The sequence below is a fragment of the Legionella sp. PATHC039 genome (assembly GCF_026191275.1).
GTDB lineage: Bacteria > Pseudomonadota > Gammaproteobacteria > Legionellales > Legionellaceae > Legionella > Legionella pneumophila.
On record NZ_JAPHOP010000001.1, the window covers coordinates 3,268,473 to 3,283,788 of the forward strand.

Consider the following 15,316-nt stretch of genomic DNA (forward strand, 5'->3'; position numbering starts at 1 on the left):
ACTTTTCTAATAAAACCTAACAATCTGCAGTTGGCCATTTAATGAAATTATGGCTGAAACTCTAATATCAATTGAATTTTAACGAATTTTTTTCAGATGGGTTTTTCATGAGTTCATAAATACTGTCACGTAGCTCTATTGGAACATTTTTTGAGAACACTGGTCTCACCGTGTCATTCTCTCTGTCCAAAGCCAATTGGATCTGTTGTATTGAGCCATAACCATTTTTATGGTAGAGGTGATTTTCATATTTTTCAAATTCCCCCAAACCTCTGCCATTCCCTACATAAGTAAATCCTGCCTTTTTTAGTAATGTTTCAATTTCAGTGATCATTCTAATTCTCATCAAATAAATAGGGTGGCTATTATATTGATAAAATACAAAAAGATCAATCAAAGAGCATATTACAATTTATTATGCCATCTTGTTTTAGTGTTTTTCATTGAGATTACCAAGGACAGGGTATCCTATGAAATTGATAGTTTTCCATTGATTTTGTGCATCTTTTAGAAAGACATCTAATCCTTCATCTTGCGTCTCGAAAATGAGTTTTCCCTGCTCAAATATTTGTAAGTACCAGGTAATTCTTGCAACCGCGAGATGGCCTGAGCGATAGACCTGTTTTAATTTAAAATGATATTGGTAATTTTTCCTTGTTTGCTGAAATATTTTTTTAAAGCCATGACAAATAGACGTGTAATTTTTTTGCGGAGCACCCTGATAATTGGCAATTAACGATTTTGAAAATAAAGCACAGGTTGGTGCCAGTTTTTTTTGATTAAATGCCAAAGTCCAGTCAGTAAATATTTTTTCAAATAAGGCAAAATCATTATTTTTATTTGGTTATTTATAATTTGGACATAAAATTCATTGTAGGGTCATCATGAAGGATTTGAGATCACTCTGTATTCTGTTAAGCTTTGCTTTGCATTATTTAGACTTTACTGCTATTGGAGGAAGCTCAGTATGGGGTTATCAGCTCAGCAAAAAACGGCCATAAAATCTTACTTCGAATCTAATTATAATCTGTTTTTTGGGATTCCAACTGAACGTAAAGAAGGCGATTTAACACCCAATGAACATGTGATGGTATTGCAATACCTGCGATTTTATTTATTAAAGTTGCCCATTGAGTGTTTGGAAGAAGAGTTGGTGAACAAACAAATCAATGGTGATGATACGGTAGGTATTTTATTAGAGGATTTTCTGGGCAACACTCTTTCTCCAATGAACCCGGATGCTTATTTTCATAGTCAAAAAAATTTTATCCAGATGGGTAACGCTGAAGATCCTGCAAAGCCAGAAGATATTATTCAGTATTTAATAGACGTCATCGAGAATATGTCGCAACAAATGGATCATGGTTATTTAAAAAAAGAAAGTGATCCCAGGATAGAAAAGAGCAACAGTTCTTATGCGTCGAAAGCACTAAAGTGGGGCCTATTTGGAGGAGCTGCTTTAGCTATAACGTATGCTGTCAGCAAATTGTCTGATAAAAGCCATACCAATAGTCTGTGAAAGCGACAATATTTGGTTTCGGGGTAACGGGATATCACTTTCCAGCGGATTTCTCGAATTACATCTTATACCAAAGCAAAACCACGCTATGTTGTAAGAGTTGTGTCAAAAGCAAGGAACCTGAATTGCTATTTCCGTGGATACTCCTTAAAAAGTAGATTGCAATGATATTATAAATTCGTTTTCTGCGAGACAGAAAAAGTATTATTCTGTACAAACCTACCTACTGATAAGGAAGTCAGAAATGATAAGACATTTTTTTATAGTTTTATTCTTTTTCGTCGGTTTTATGAATCAGGCTTCAGCTCTTCCCTGGTTTGAGAATAAGAATGATTTAAGAAATAATAACAAACTGAGATATAGGGTTCATGGTGAAATCAAAAAAAATCAAATAGATTTTTCTGGCAGGTGGAGCGGGCAATGTGATAGTAATCCGGCTGTGGACCTAACTATCAAGCATACTCGAGAACACATTTCTATTTCCTATGGATTTATGGAAGAAAAATATATTCCGGGCGAAGTTCGAGCAGAGTCATCCTCTCGCTTATCTTTATCTGAAAGCGGCAGCACCACAGTGAAATGGAGTCAAGATAACACAGCTTTAATTTTTATTAATTATCATTTGTTTATCAATGAAAGCGGTAGTTTGAATGTGTTTTTTAGTAAGGTTTCCATGGCATTGGAGCAAGAGCAACTGGTGGTCAAAGGGCAGCATTTTCAAACAGGAAATACCTTGGATGATATTAAACAAGAAACCATCTCATGTATTTATGACCGTAAATAATGACATGAAGTAAATCTCTGTATGATGAGCTTTTTGCTGGTCACATGGGATTTACTGTTTACGTTCATGGGGTATGTAATTAAGGAATATTAGGTCCTCTGTCTTTCCCGCGAAGGCGGGAATCTATCCATAAAGCTAGCACAAGGGTTTATTTTTAGTTAGCTTCCCGCCTTCGCGGGAAAGACAACTCAAATAAATAGGCTTATAAACAGAAAAATTTGCATACCCCGTGTACGGTTACGATTTACTTTACTGGTTAGTGAAATGACATCAATTGATTAAAAATTGTCGATCAGACTTTTTTGTATTTTGATTTCTATTGCTTCAAAGAATAATTTAACATCCAGTGTATGTTATACCTATCAATCAGCATACCAAAGTGCGCACCCCAAAATGTATCGGCGAGTGCTTGCACTACCGTTCCTTCCTGACTGAGTTTTTTAAACAGGGCTTCAATTTCTGATTTTGTGCTGCAATCAATGTTGAGATGCACATTATTGCCTTGCTTTGCTTCGCCACCTGGCCAATCAGATGCCATCAGAGTGAAATTACCTTGTCTTAAACAAGCATGCATGATGTCGTTTTTATCGGCTTTTTTATCAGAAGCCCCTTCAGGGGAATCACCATACGCCATTAGTTCCAATTCTCCTCCAAAACAATTCTGATAAAATGTCATTGCTTCTCGACAGGTACCGTTGAAAAGAAGGTAAGGTATTAGCGGTTTCATGTATTCTCCTTGATAGGTTGATTATTGCAAGACTTGTAGCCCCCAATTTCTTTGCTAAAAGTCATTTATTGCCTTGATTTTGGGATTTTTCGTTAACATCTTATTCTGCTACAGCTTTCAACTTTGCGATATCCAGCTTTTTCATTTGCAGAAGCACTCTCATTACTTTTTCTGACTTTTGATGGTCACTCAGCAATTTAGCCAGGATATTGGGAACTATCTGCCAAGATAACCCAAATTTGTCTTTAAGCCAGCCACAAGGACCTTCTTCTCCATCCGCTGAGAGTTCCTTCCAGAAGTAATCCAACTCGTCTTGCGTATCGCAATTGACCATCAGTGAGATGGATTCGTTAAATTGAAACTCAGGGCCGCCATTAAGTGCCACGTATTGTTGTTCATTCAAAGTGAAGAGGATTGTCATCACACTGCCTGCTGGTTTTTTATGGAATTCAAATCCTTCTTTGCCATAGTAAGAAATTTTTTCAATACTCCCATTTTTGAAAATCGAGATATAATATGTCACTGCTTATTCGGCTTTATCATCGAACCATAGACAAGGAGTGATTTTTTGCATGGTTTTTTTATCCTTATTTCTAGCTATTGAAAAATTTATTAAAATTCATGGCGGTTATGTGGTTTATCCAAATTTAATTTTGGACCCTTGGGAACAATTCCGGTAGGATTAATGCTTAAATGACTCCGATAATAATGTTGCTTGATATGATTAAAATTTACGGTTTCTTTTATACCAGGAAATTGATAGAGCTCTCGTAAATAATTGGATAAATGCGGATAGTCGATAATCCGCTGCAAGTTGCATTTGAAGTGACCATGATACACTGCATCGAACCGAATTAATGTTGTAAATAAACGCCAGTCGGCTTCGGTTAGTTGCTCTCCTATCAAATATCGCTGTGTTGCCAATATGTTTTCTATTTGATTTAAGGTATTAAATAACGCATCAAATGCTTCTTCATAAGCTTTTTGGGATTTAGCGAAGCCGCATTTGTAAACACCGTTGTTAATATTTTCATAGACAAGCTGGTTAATCTCATCAATTTTTTGGCGCCATTGTTTTGGATAATAGTCATGATCTGTAGAACTAAAGGCATTAAATTCGCTATTCAACATGCGCATGATTTCTGATGATTCATTATTGACTATCGTTTTCTTTTTTTTGTCCCATAAAACAGGAACTGTTACTCTACCGGTATAATCTTTTCTGGCAAGCAAATACAACTCTTTGAGATAAAGGATATGATTGATTTCATCGGTTGTTTCATTACCTGATTCGCCGTAACTCCAGCCATTTTTACCCATGACTGGATCTGAAAAAGAAACAGAAATAATTTTTTCCAATCCTTTCAGTTTTCTCATGATTAACGTTCGGCATGCCCAGGGACAAGCATAGGACAGGTATAAATGATATCGATCAGGCTCTGCTTTAAACCCACTCTCTCCACTTGCAGTAATGTGCTGACGGAAACCTGATTCAGCACGAACAAAACGTCCTTCTTTGTCCGTGTTTATATTGTTTTCATCGTGCCAAATACCATCAATTAGTATGCCCATTATGAATTCCTTATATATCAATAATTTATTAATGTTTTTTGAATACTGGCGCAACATGAATACGTCTTGTTTAATAACTGCTTTTTAATGCATAATCATTGATAAATCGATTAATTCATTTTGTATCAATAAATTTAAGGAAAAATTTATGTTCAACGTAGCGGTTATTGTCGGAAGCCTTCGTAAAGAGTCTTTTAATCGTAAATTAGCATTTGCTATGGACAAGCTTCAGCATCCTACATTTCAGCTATCTCATATTAAAATAGATGATATTCCTCTTTATAACCAGGATTTTGATAATAATTTACCTGACTCAGTCATTCGGTTTAAAAAAGAAATTACTGAGGCAGATGCCGTTTTATTCGTGACACCTGAATATAACCGTTCGATACCCGGTGTATTGAAGAATATTATAGATTGGGGGACCAGGCCATACGGAAAAAATGTATGGGCAGGCAAACTCATGGCAGCTATTGGAACGAGTCCGGGAGCTATTGGAACCGCTGTTGCTCAATCGCATTTGCGAAGCATAATGGTTGCAATCGATGGCGTTTGTTTTGGGCAGCCTGAAATTTATCTTGTTTATAAAGATGGACTGATTGATAACAATTTTTCTATTACCATAGAGTCTACCCGAAATTTTCTGCAAGGATTTCTGGATCGTTTTGCCAGAGAAATGGAAAAGCATAAATCAATATAAGTATGTCGACTGATTACCCAAAACAATCTTTCTGGCAATTGGTGCATTTTTCTATGTTCCCGATCATTTATTTTGGCTAAAGCCTCTTGCTCACTTCGTTATTCCTTATGTTTTAAGGTAGTCCAGAATTTTTATGTTTGGACTACCAATAATTAATTGAATAACATCTGTTGAATCAGCAATTTTATAACATTGAGTGTAAATCTGTTACAATTAAGTGCAGTTTATATTTTTCATAAATAATATTTTAACAGGAACACCATTAATTGAATTTTATTGGCTGGACAGAAAGGCAAAGTCTTTTTCGATTATTTCCACTCATTATCAGCATTTCCTTTGCTATGGATGTTTTTGTGCCCGCAATTCCGGAAATGAGTCGTTATTTCAGTACTGACAGTACAACGATGCAAGCTACCCTTTATTTGTTTATGCTCACTGTAGCTTTGGGGCAGCTATTGGTTGGACCTTTGGCTGATCGTTTTGGACGAAGACAGATGGCTTTGAGTACGGCACTTCTTTTTTTTGCAGGGTCGTTGATCTCTGCGTTAGCTCCGTCAGTACCGGTATTGATTTTTGCACGTATCATCCAGGCAGCTGGTGCCTGTGGAACCTATTTACTATGCTTTATTATCGTTCGAGATAATTTTTCAACGGGCACCTGTGCCCGCTTGTTTAGTATCCTGTCTGGGACGAATTCGATGGTTGCCAGTTCTGCTCCAGTCATTGGGGGATTATTGTTGGATATGACGCAAGATTGGCATAGTGGATTCTACTTTTTAACCTTGCTTGGGTTATTAATGAGTGGCATAGCCTTCCGTTGCATCCCTGATTATCACTATCCCAAACCCGAGCTGCCCCAGATGAGGGTGCACCAAGTGATGAGGCAGATAATAAGTAACTCGGACTTTCGCCAATACACATGGGTTGCATCAGCCAGTTTGCTGGGATTGTACTTGTTTTGTGCTCAATCACCAGGTATTTTGATCACACAACTGCACCTGAGTGCGACTGAATATGGTTTCTGGTTTGGTTTGAATGCAATGACTGTGTTTGTTGCCAATATGATGGCCGCACGACTTACTTATTCTCACCCATTGGAGAGCATAGTGCGTTGGGGCTTGGTTTTAATGACACTGTCATGCTTTTTTATGCTGGCTCTTAATCTTCGTCAATGCAGCATTTTAAGTTTTATGCTTCCCATGCTTTGCTTGACTATGGGTATTGGTATTAGCATGGGCACAGCAACGGCGCTTGCTTTAAAGGATTTTGAACAGCAAGCTGGTGTCGTTACCGCTTTGTTGGGTGCTTGTCAGTTCGGTCTCGCGGGCCTGATTGGTGTTTTGACAGCTCAATGGATGCCCGGGCCATTTAGTGTAGCTATCCCCATACTTTGTTTCACTGCAGTGGGATTGGCTAGAACCACCAAATTCAGTTTTAGGATATTGAGCGACTCTTAATCTTGTCCGCAGGCAATTGGCCAAAAAAGACCGATGCGGTAGGGAACACTGTAACCTTCGGTGTTGTTTATCCTGATGTGGTTCTGTATTAAATTTTAGTGGCAATTTCACTAAAAAAGGAAACATCATTGATACCATTTCTATCTTGACTCATCAAGCGCAGGATATCACCCATGAAGGTCCTGGTGCTCGTTTCATTGGACATGATCGCTTTAAAAAAGTAGCTGCATCCAATATGTAGCTGCATCCAATATATAGAATGATTTTTCCAAGCAAGCTTACAATAAGCCTCATGTCAAGAAATGAGGCTTTAATGATTCTGGAGATGTTCTATAGACAAGGAATGAACTTGGTAATCTTAAATCTACTCTGTAGTGATTTCATGCAAATTATTCCCATACAGTAGCACAGCAAAACTGACAAGCCACACGTAAAATCCGATTAATAATTTTTCTACAAGAATAAAAGGTGAAACCAATGCCATAAGAAAAGCGGCGGTAGCAAAACGATAACTGCTTTTAGAGCCATAGGTAAGTAATGAAAATAGATACAAAAGGTTTGCCAGCCAAGCAGGTTGCCATGCTAGAAAACCCATCCATCCTGTTATTAAGATTTCAAATCCATAATGCGTTTGATGTATCCCTCGTTCAAAATCAGGTATTATTGCCGCAGGCAAGCATAGGGCAATGACATAAAGGATTATTGATAAAAAGATACATACTGTTTTAACTGAATTTCGAGTCATTGATTACTCGCTTTCTTTGATAGAAAGAAACATTATTTATTCAGCCAGCTCAAGAATTTCATTGAGCAATTTAATGCGGTCTTGAATCAAAAGCACTTGCCAGCTTTCCGCGCTAATCTTGGGGCATTTCACACGAGCCAGTTGAACCCAGGCATCCCTATATTGAATCCAGTCTATCTCGGTTTTTTTAATGCCTTCTTTGGTAACCGTTGTGTACTGAAAGGATGAAGTATCTGCCATCAATTTTTTATATATATTATTCAATTGCTTATCCATTTCCTCATATTGCTTTGTTGTTACGAGAGGAGTCTCACAGCGATCTACTTTTTGTAACAGCTCAAACAAGCGTTGATTTAGACCTAATTGCGCATTGATGGCGAATGCTCCTCTGGCAGCTCCTGATAAATCAATTTCATTCATCGAATGATCACGGATATACACTTCGGCAGTTTTTCTAACCTGCTGATATAATAATTGTTCTTGAGCAGTCCACTGACTGACTAAGGCATTAATTTTTTTATTGCGTTTTACATCTTCCAGGCGCTGATCGATAGAAGAGCACCAACCCATCATATACCCACTGGTAATGTCATCACAAATATCAAAATAAGTTTTCTTATTACCCTCTTTTATCTGTGCGAGATGGGCAATACGGCCATCCATTTCCGCTGGGGCGGCATCTTCCATCATGCAGGCAAAATGCATGGCAAGATCAGGATTAAATGTTACTCCTCTACCATTGGCGTAGGCCATAACCAGAACATTATAATCTTTATTCATTAATGCGCATTGAAAGGCTTTGTCATAATCGGGGGCGGCATTAAAACCATAATAGAGATCAAGAGCATCACAGTTTTTTAGTGAGGTTTTACTGGCCTCATCAAGCTGGTTTTGGCTTGGTACTGATATATGAGCTACTGTTTGGCATAATTTCTTTGTTTGGGGAGAATAACTCTCTAAATTAAATTGACTTTGCTCTCCAGTTTCATCTGCATGAAGTTCATTAATATTGGCTAAATTTAATAAACCAATAAATAGAATAAAGATAATCCAATTAAATCTTATGTTGTTAGTTATCATAATTTTTTCTTTCTAATTATTTGTTATTAATACGGCATTCCATTTTTATGCATAAAATGCCATTGCCCATCATTACCAAAGACTGCTGCCAGATCATCGGCAGGATAATTTACTTCATCGCTCTGGGTTCGATCTCCTATTTCAAGATAAACCACTTCATCAGCTGTCCGATTGACCAATTGATGTGCTGTGCCATCTGGAGTAAATCCAGCACACATTCCGGGATGTAATTGAATGTCAGCAGTTTCAGTGACTAATGTTGGCTGCCCTTTGAGGATAAAAACAAACTCTTCCTGTAATTTATGTTTATGTAGCAACGCAGATTGTGCTCCAGGAGCTAATCTTGTTAAGTTGACGCCAAAATTCTTTATTCCGAAAAAATCCCCTAATGCATGTTTTTGACGACCAGTCATCATGGATGCAAACGGTTCCGGATAAATGGAAGGTTTAGTGCGAGGGGGAACCTCAGCTGCTGCTATAGCAAGCAATGAATGTTTGTCTTTGTTCATCATGATCGTCAATTTGAGTTCTATCCTTGCAATATTTAATCAATATTAGCATAAAGTAAGTTATCTTGAATCTCTACTTTCAGGAATTCTAGATATGGATTTGTTACTGAATTTAGCGAAACCAAAGCAAGATTAATCTTAGGCAGCAGAAAGTAAAGTATAGAGAAAGGTTTTGAGTGAGTTAGATTTTTCTATGAATCTGTTTCAGGATCCTTGCTTTAGGAGTTTCAGGCTAAAAAATTAATTATCAGCCAGCACAATAGATATATCATGAACTCTAGGGGAGTGATGTAAGGCGCACTCCTTTTAGAGGAGGAAGCGTTTTTACAGAGGGTTTCTCTGGGGTATAAATGGGTAATCCATTCCCTAGAAGTGCTAGAGTTGGAGTAAATAGTTTTTTTCCGATAGGTTCTGAAAGCGGAGTAGATGGTTTTTTTACTATAGATGGAAGAGTAGGAACAGATGATTTTTTTGCAGTCAGCTCCTGGGTTGGAGCAGGAGATTTATTTGTTACTGGTGCCGGTGAGGATTTATGGATTGGGAAAAATCCAACCTGGCCAGCCACCATAGCGGTTTGATTTTTTAGAACCGGTGCGCTCATTACTCCAGAACGTTGATCAGAAAATCCCAGAGTTCTTAATGCTTGAGACAAATCAACATTAGTCAAAGAAAGTCTGGCAGCAAACCAGGTTTCAATGGATGTTTTTGTGAAAATCTTTGCGGCAAATAATTCACATAGCCTTGCATTTCGAGTCAGACTATCTGTTCCCAGGTTATCAAAATAAAAATTAATCATTTTGGATTCAATCAATTTTTTTGCTTGTTCCTAACTGCATCCCCGAATGGTTGCTTTATGATGAATCGCTCGGTTCATGATTAAAGTAAAAAACTCCGGATCTTCGAAAACAATGCGTGCTGGTGAATTTTTCTTTTTTTCTTGAATGACTATATCATCCTTAATTTCATCATTTTCATTGATGAATTGGATTTTCATGGCATGTTCCAAAGCTGTTATCAGCATAAATCCGTGGTGTTTAGAGTAAAAAAATTTGCTTCCTTCTACCCATTTTTTATAGGAATAAAGCTCAGCTCCTCCGACTCCATTGACAAAATAAACAATCCCGTTGCGTTCGATACGCTCGTAATGATGATCATGACCACTCATAACCACATCAATACCCATAGAGGCAAAATTCCATTGCATACGGGCATTGGAGCCATGTTTACCAGAACTCAATGGAGCATGATGAAAATAGACTATTTTAAAAGGAGCTTTTGATTGTTGTACTTGTTCAGTTAACCATTGATATTGTTTTGAACCTTCCTTGCTTCCATCCGGTTCGTGAGAGTCACTGTCCAAGGCAAAAAAATGAATTGGGCCGCGAACAAAATCATAATAACTTTGGTTTCCAGGAAGGGTAAAATAACTGAAATAAGGTAATGTACCCTGATATAAACAGGTCTTTCGGGCAAGCCAATCATGGTTACCCAGAGTAGGGAAAAAGCGATTGATATCAGAACCTTTCCCGTATTTTCCCTGATAATTGCCTATGTATTCGTGATAATATTTACCCACATTCTTATCAATGGTTTTCCAGCAACCGTGAGTGTAATTATTATCTCCAAGTGTAAGGATAAACTGGGGATTTTTTGACTTGAGAACGCTGGCTACTTTGGCTTCCGCTGCAGAATTGGCACCATAGTCTCCAATAACAGCAAAAACCAGGTTTTCCCTAGCCATCAGCGGATCAGTTAGGATAAATAAAACAAGAAACAACAAATTTTTCAAAGAAGATCCCTGTGCTTGATGGAGCGAAGCCGCTATGGTAAGAGATCTCTTTTTAATAAATCAATAGAATTGAAAGTACAAAATGATTAAGTCAATTTATTTTTAAACCGGTCGAAATTTAGTGAATATTATTTCATTGATAAGATGAGCTAAACGATGTTATGGCGTTACAAAGTCCTTTTAAACTATTGTAATGTGATGCAGTAATTAGGGGTGTATTGAACAATTCTGTGTTTGCTTTGTTCAAGATAGTAGTCATGGAATCGCCAGGGCCGAGATCTATAATCAAATGATACTGATATTCGCCGATTAAAGCGCAAACTTTATGCCATTGAAGCGTTGTATATAGTTCTTGGGCAAGCAAAGCCCTTTCTTGCTTGGCATTATATATTTTATTTAATTCTAGCGGGCTTATGACAGGGTATTTTAGAGAATAAAAACCATAATTTTCATCCAGAAATTGCTGGAATTGTTTGCTTTTATCAGAGTAAAAATCCGTATGAGAAGGCAGATAAACTCCTAAAAATTTCGCATGACTTATAGGGTATTGAGAAAGAGCTGAGATCAAGTGCCTGAGATCTGAAATTTTTCCGCCGATCACCACATGTTGTGCTGAATTGATAATAGCAATATAGCAGTTATGTTTTGCAATAACAGGTTGAATTTCTTCCAATATAAATTTTCCAACGACAGACAACAAATCGTATTCTGCAAAGATATTGTTATCAACTATCGATGTCATGAGTTGGGTGCGATACCTGAATAATTTAAAGGAATCTCGAGGATTTGCATTAATGCTCCCTAAAAAAGCGCTGATTTCTCCTAAACTGTAACCAGCCAGGTCAACTTGATGGTTTGTGAAGAGGGGCAGCAGTCTTGAAAAAAGGGTTAACTGATAGGCGCCAATAATAGATTGAATAGAATATGGATTGGTCATTTCCAGGTTATTTTGTAAAAAATCAATTTCAGCTGCAGAAGACATTGTCTTTAGATAGTTGATTGTCTTTTTATCAGTTCGAAAAATATCAAACAAACTGTCAGCATGATAACCTTGCCCGGCAAAAAGAAATAATATTTTCATTTCGCTTCTCTTGAGAAAACATGCCGTAAAAAATAAATTAAGCCTAACATATCTGCTACGCCCCCGGGACTTATGTTTTTTTTGGAAAATAATTGATGCAGTTCAATGGCTTTTTGTATGGATTTTTCCCGATTGTTTTGACATATGTCTTGTTGAACATGATAACGGGCAAATTCTAATCCCTCGGGACCTGTGCGATAAAGGATATTGATGTCGTCAATAGCCAATAATAAACGTTGGTATGCTAATAATCCAAAGAATGTTTGATCGTGAATAATGTTCGACAACTCATTATAAGTATGGAATACAGCCTTATATCCTTGAATGGCAGTTTGCTTGGCATCAGGTACAGCATATCTTTTCGTTACTAATGTACCATGTGTATCACTGTTTTGATGCTCCTTTTCCAGGTATTGAGCCCATTGATCAATAATCGCGTAATGCAGATCTTCGGCAGAAAAGGCATGATATTTTGCACTTAATTTGCAAATCGAAGTACATAATATACCAAGGGCAAATATAGCTCCTCGATGAGTATTGATCCCCCCAGTAATCTTTAGCATGGTTTTTTCAGCATTCAAACCAAAGGTTACCAGTTTTTTTGGCGAAGATCCTAAGGCAGTATGTAGGCCAACCTGGAAAAAATAATGACGCAAGCCAAATAGACTGCGAAAAAATAAATCCCCATTCATATCCTGATGTGCCCCACTATCAATGAAACTCACTAACCCAGGTTTTGGATATAGGGCCACTTCATCATACAGGGCTTGAACTGCCTTTTTAGCAAAATATCTTGCAATTTTGTATGGATTAGGCAAGGAGTGCTGGAAAGTTTGCATATAGGCTCTCTCTTTTCACTAAAAATATTTTTTTAGCTGCTTTAAATAAAATGGAATCACTGGAGTGGATTTGTAACAATTCTGTCCAAGAACAGTCTCCTAAGGCCGGAAAGCGTATTTCACCATCGATACAATCAATTTTAAGCGTTTTTTGTATATGCTTTTGTAATTCTGACAAGGTGAGGAGTGATTGATTTTCATAAGATATCAGCACATCCAGATCTGAAGAAGATTGAATATATTGCTCCCTGGTTAGGTGTTGCCAGCAGTAGGACCCATAAACCTGGATTTTGGTACTAGTATCAAGTTCTAAATAAGGGAATATCTCTTGCAGAGAAGGGAGTGCTTTTGTGTCAATTACCCAAGAGTCATCCACTATATAGTTGGCGCGTAATTTTTGGTTTTGCGTTGGGATAAAGTAGGGAATAGCCAGTTGGATTTGTCCACAGGGGACATCTTCAGGCTGCCTGGTTACTATAAGGGGGTATTCACATTTTAACCAATATTGGAGTAAATCAAGTTGTTCAGGAGCGGGTAAGCTTGCAGTTGTCGTATTTTTATCAAGATAGCATAGAGTATGTCTGAGATAGTTCATAGATTTTCTATGGCTTTTATAATGTCATAGGCTTCTTTGCGCCCGCCATATTGTTTGCCTAATTTGGCACGATTATCATGGCTAATATTGGGCTCCTTGAGTGTCAATAGCAATTGCTGCGTGACTTCGTCCAAATCAACTACCTGGTGTAAGCCTCCTAATTTTTTAAAATTTTCTACACCGGGTGCGAATACCGGAGATGTTTCGCTGATTTTTCGTAACACATCGATATCTATCTTGGTCACTTTGGACATACCCTCTAGCCACATCACTGCCAATTTAGCATTTTTCAAAGCATATATTCTGTCTGCCATCATGCCAAATGCGATAAAACTGCCGCCAATGGCTTGATTGTATATGAGGGTAATGATTTTATTGCCATTTTGGCGTGCCAAATGCAAACACTTTAATAAATGAGCAAAGTATGCATACATTCCTAGCCATTCATCACGTACTGATAATTTTTGTCCGGCTACATCAGTCAACAGGACAATAGGATCTGTGTTGTTATTTTTGATTATATCCAGAATACATCGGGCCATTTCTATGGATTCGTCAACTCCGAAACTGGTGTCTTCAACGGTGCCAACAATGTTGAAATTTTTGTTTTCTATTTTCCCGGCTCCAAAAACAATTTGCTGTTTAATTGTTGTTTTTGTTGTGTCAAAGCAATGATCGATTAATTGTTTTAAAGTTATTTTTTCATTGGGCATCATTTATTTCCCTTTATTAGTCAATGCCAGGAATTGCTGATCAGAAACATTGAATATGTCTTGCTGATACAATTCGGGTCGATTATTTTTTAACCACTCACTTTCCTCACGGCAATTTTTAGCTGAGGTAATGCGTTTTTGCAGTTGTTCATGCTCTGCCAGAATAGAATTTAGACTAAGGGACGGGGTAGTGGTGAGCATTTTAAGGGCAGTTTTTATCGCCTGACGAATATCCTTGGTTTTATTGGTGGTATACCCATGAACATCGGCTTTAAGAAAGCGGGTTCTACCTCCATAGACTCGCCAGACTAATGGACGATTACTGCTATCAAATACTTCAATTCCTTTTACTGCCTGAATTACTTCCGCTCCTGATATGCCAATACGTGCTCCTTGATTAACGATAAGATAATCAAGAGTGCCACTGATGATCCCCATGCCACCAAAGGCCCCATTATTGCCACAAATAACGCCTATGGTTTTAATGCCGGCTGAGCGAGCATCCAGGATGGAGCGAATGATTTCAGAAATTTCAATCTCACCTACATTCGCTTCTTGCAAACGGACTCCACCACTGTCAATCAAAAAAATGATTGCAGGCAGTTGATGTTTAATTGCATACTTGATTAGACCATTGATTTTGGCACCATGTATCTCTCCTACTGACCCGCCAATGAAATCTTTTTGTTGCGATGCAATAGCTATATCAACTCCATCCATTTTGGCGATGCCAACGATGACCCCATCATCAGTTTCCACTTGCATGTTTAACTGAGGCAGGGTAGGGCTAGGTGTGTCTTTATCGAGTAAGAATTCTGTAAAACTGTTTTCATCGACTAACGAATAAATTCTAGTGCGAGCGTTTGCTTCCGTATAGCTATCCTTTTTAGGATATCCTGTTTGGTAGGTTTCCATTGCTTGACGCAGGCGTAAGGAAACGACGGGGGGAGTGGCACCCGCGTCGTTAAGAGTAATGGATAGCCCACTATAAGGATAATCTTCAACAAAGCGTTCGATCACTGCATCCCAGGTATTTCGGAAACCAGAGATTACAGTATTTACAATAATATCGGTTTTATCAAAGTTAGAGTTTGGTTTAATAATCACTTCCAAATTACCTGAACCGGCTACTCCAACTTTAATCATTGGAGATATTTGGAGTTTTTGGGGCAAATTGAATGTGTATTGATATTTATCCATAAATAG

17 protein-coding genes and 2 pseudogenes are annotated in these 15,316 nt (G+C 37.7%); 4 read left to right on the forward strand and 15 right to left on the reverse strand.

Annotated elements, in window-relative coordinates:
• Nucleotides 1–67 precede the first annotated feature (67 nt).
• Complete coding sequence (locus OQI99_RS14895) at nucleotides 68–334, reverse strand: hypothetical protein (RefSeq protein ID WP_265732279.1); 267 nt, start codon at nucleotides 332–334, stop codon at nucleotides 68–70.
• A 96-nt stretch (nucleotides 335–430) separates the two neighbouring features.
• Entirely contained in the window at nucleotides 431–790 is a 360-nt protein-coding gene (locus OQI99_RS14900) for a hypothetical protein (RefSeq protein ID WP_265732280.1), read from the reverse strand.
• A 114-nt stretch (nucleotides 791–904) separates the two neighbouring features.
• On the opposite strand from OQI99_RS14900, the gene mavI reads away from it, so the two are divergent.
• Both mavI and OQI99_RS14910 read left to right on the forward strand, forming a co-directional pair.
• Nucleotides 905–1,519 carry a Dot/Icm T4SS effector MavI gene (gene mavI / locus OQI99_RS14905; RefSeq protein WP_265732380.1) on the forward strand — a complete coding sequence of 205 codons (615 nt, stop codon included), beginning with the start codon at nucleotides 905–907 and terminating at the stop codon, nucleotides 1,517–1,519.
• A 226-nt stretch (nucleotides 1,520–1,745) separates the two neighbouring features.
• Nucleotides 1,746–2,303, forward strand: a complete 558-nt coding sequence (locus tag OQI99_RS14910; protein ID WP_265732381.1) for a lpg2443 family Dot/Icm T4SS effector — start codon at nucleotides 1,746–1,748, stop codon at nucleotides 2,301–2,303.
• A gap of 316 nt (nucleotides 2,304–2,619) precedes the next feature.
• Here the strand turns inward: OQI99_RS14910 and OQI99_RS14915 are convergent, their stop codons facing one another.
• The 3 genes from OQI99_RS14915 to OQI99_RS14925 all read right to left on the reverse strand — a co-directional run bounded on the left by OQI99_RS14915 (nucleotide 2,620) and on the right by OQI99_RS14925 (nucleotide 4,602).
• Nucleotides 2,620–3,030 (reverse strand): VOC family protein, encoded by a 411-nt coding sequence (locus OQI99_RS14915; RefSeq protein WP_265732281.1) that lies wholly within the window; start codon nucleotides 3,028–3,030, stop codon nucleotides 2,620–2,622.
• 100 nt (nucleotides 3,031–3,130) lie between these two features.
• Nucleotides 3,131–3,553: a VOC family protein gene (locus OQI99_RS14920; RefSeq protein ID WP_265732282.1), complete on the reverse strand. Its 423-nt coding sequence runs from the start codon at nucleotides 3,551–3,553 to the stop codon at nucleotides 3,131–3,133.
• Nucleotides 3,554–3,642: 89 nt separating this feature from the next.
• Nucleotides 3,643–4,602, reverse strand: coding sequence for a glutathione S-transferase family protein (locus tag OQI99_RS14925; protein ID WP_265732283.1), 960 nt, complete (start codon nucleotides 4,600–4,602; stop codon nucleotides 3,643–3,645).
• 148 nt (nucleotides 4,603–4,750) lie between these two features.
• On the opposite strand from OQI99_RS14925, the gene OQI99_RS14930 reads away from it, so the two are divergent.
• Both OQI99_RS14930 and OQI99_RS14935 read left to right on the forward strand, forming a co-directional pair.
• A complete protein-coding gene (locus OQI99_RS14930; protein WP_265732284.1) occupies nucleotides 4,751–5,302 on the forward strand; it encodes an NADPH-dependent FMN reductase in 552 nt (183 codons plus the stop codon).
• 266 nt (nucleotides 5,303–5,568) lie between these two features.
• Nucleotides 5,569–6,759 (forward strand): multidrug effflux MFS transporter, encoded by a 1,191-nt coding sequence (locus tag OQI99_RS14935; protein ID WP_265732285.1) that lies wholly within the window; start codon nucleotides 5,569–5,571, stop codon nucleotides 6,757–6,759.
• A gap of 364 nt (nucleotides 6,760–7,123) precedes the next feature.
• Here the strand turns inward: OQI99_RS14935 and OQI99_RS14940 are convergent, their stop codons facing one another.
• The 10 genes and pseudogenes from OQI99_RS14940 to mdcD all read right to left on the reverse strand — a co-directional run bounded on the left by OQI99_RS14940 (nucleotide 7,124) and on the right by mdcD (nucleotide 15,310).
• Complete coding sequence (locus OQI99_RS14940) at nucleotides 7,124–7,504, reverse strand: hypothetical protein (protein WP_061513288.1); 381 nt, start codon at nucleotides 7,502–7,504, stop codon at nucleotides 7,124–7,126.
• 36 nt (nucleotides 7,505–7,540) lie between these two features.
• Complete coding sequence (locus OQI99_RS14945; protein WP_265732286.1) at nucleotides 7,541–8,584, reverse strand: lysozyme inhibitor LprI family protein; 1,044 nt, start codon at nucleotides 8,582–8,584, stop codon at nucleotides 7,541–7,543.
• 26 nt (nucleotides 8,585–8,610) lie between these two features.
• The gene (locus tag OQI99_RS14950) at nucleotides 8,611–9,105 is read right to left on the reverse strand and encodes a lpg2434 family Dot/Icm T4SS effector (RefSeq protein ID WP_265732287.1); all 495 of its coding nucleotides are present in this window, start codon (nucleotides 9,103–9,105) and stop codon (nucleotides 8,611–8,613) included.
• Between the two features lie 265 nt (nucleotides 9,106–9,370).
• Nucleotides 9,371–10,030, reverse strand: a pseudogene (locus OQI99_RS14955) (hypothetical protein); the annotation flags it as partial.
• A 216-nt stretch (nucleotides 10,031–10,246) separates the two neighbouring features.
• Nucleotides 10,247–10,834, reverse strand: a pseudogene (locus OQI99_RS14960) (metallophosphoesterase family protein); the annotation flags it as partial.
• A gap of 181 nt (nucleotides 10,835–11,015) precedes the next feature.
• Nucleotides 11,016–11,963 (reverse strand): malonate decarboxylase subunit epsilon, encoded by a 948-nt coding sequence (mdcH, locus tag OQI99_RS14965; RefSeq protein WP_265732288.1) that lies wholly within the window; start codon nucleotides 11,961–11,963, stop codon nucleotides 11,016–11,018.
• A complete protein-coding gene (mdcB, locus tag OQI99_RS14970; protein ID WP_265732289.1) occupies nucleotides 11,960–12,802 on the reverse strand; it encodes a triphosphoribosyl-dephospho-CoA synthase MdcB in 843 nt (280 codons plus the stop codon). Before mdcB ends, mdcH begins: the two co-directional genes overlap by 4 nt.
• Entirely contained in the window at nucleotides 12,774–13,397 is a 624-nt protein-coding gene (mdcG, locus tag OQI99_RS14975; protein ID WP_265732290.1) for a malonate decarboxylase holo-[acyl-carrier-protein] synthase, read from the reverse strand. Before mdcG ends, mdcB begins: the two co-directional genes overlap by 29 nt.
• The gene (gene mdcE, locus OQI99_RS14980; protein WP_061513280.1) at nucleotides 13,394–14,113 is read right to left on the reverse strand and encodes a biotin-independent malonate decarboxylase subunit gamma; all 720 of its coding nucleotides are present in this window, start codon (nucleotides 14,111–14,113) and stop codon (nucleotides 13,394–13,396) included. Before mdcE ends, mdcG begins: the two co-directional genes overlap by 4 nt.
• On the reverse strand, nucleotides 14,114–15,310 hold the full coding sequence (mdcD, locus tag OQI99_RS14985; RefSeq protein ID WP_265732291.1) for a biotin-independent malonate decarboxylase subunit beta: 1,197 nt from the start codon (nucleotides 15,308–15,310) through the stop codon (nucleotides 14,114–14,116).
• Between the last annotated feature and the right edge of the window lie 6 nt (nucleotides 15,311–15,316).

Bases quoted from the DNA above. Each gene is read 5' to 3' on its own strand.
- OQI99_RS14945 (WP_265732286.1), bottom strand. From the start codon at position 8,584: ATGATAACTAACAACATAAGATTTAATTGGATTATCTTTATTCTATTT.
- OQI99_RS14930 (WP_265732284.1), top strand. From the start codon at position 4,751: ATGTTCAACGTAGCGGTTATTGTCGGAAGCCTTCGTAAAGAGTCTTTT.
- mdcB (WP_265732289.1), bottom strand. From the start codon at position 12,802: ATGCAAACTTTCCAGCACTCCTTGCCTAATCCATACAAAATTGCAAGA.
- OQI99_RS14940 (WP_061513288.1), bottom strand. From the start codon at position 7,504: ATGACTCGAAATTCAGTTAAAACAGTATGTATCTTTTTATCAATAATC.
- mdcG (WP_265732290.1), bottom strand. From the start codon at position 13,397: ATGAACTATCTCAGACATACTCTATGCTATCTTGATAAAAATACGACA.
- mdcE (WP_061513280.1), bottom strand. From the start codon at position 14,113: ATGATGCCCAATGAAAAAATAACTTTAAAACAATTAATCGATCATTGC.
- OQI99_RS14915 (WP_265732281.1), bottom strand. From the start codon at position 3,030: ATGAAACCGCTAATACCTTACCTTCTTTTCAACGGTACCTGTCGAGAA.
- mdcH (WP_265732288.1), bottom strand. From the start codon at position 11,963: ATGAAAATATTATTTCTTTTTGCCGGGCAAGGTTATCATGCTGACAGT.
- OQI99_RS14925 (WP_265732283.1), bottom strand. From the start codon at position 4,602: ATGGGCATACTAATTGATGGTATTTGGCACGATGAAAACAATATAAAC.
- OQI99_RS14895 (WP_265732279.1), bottom strand. From the start codon at position 334: ATGATCACTGAAATTGAAACATTACTAAAAAAGGCAGGATTTACTTAT.
- mdcD (WP_265732291.1), bottom strand. From the start codon at position 15,310: ATGGATAAATATCAATACACATTCAATTTGCCCCAAAAACTCCAAATA.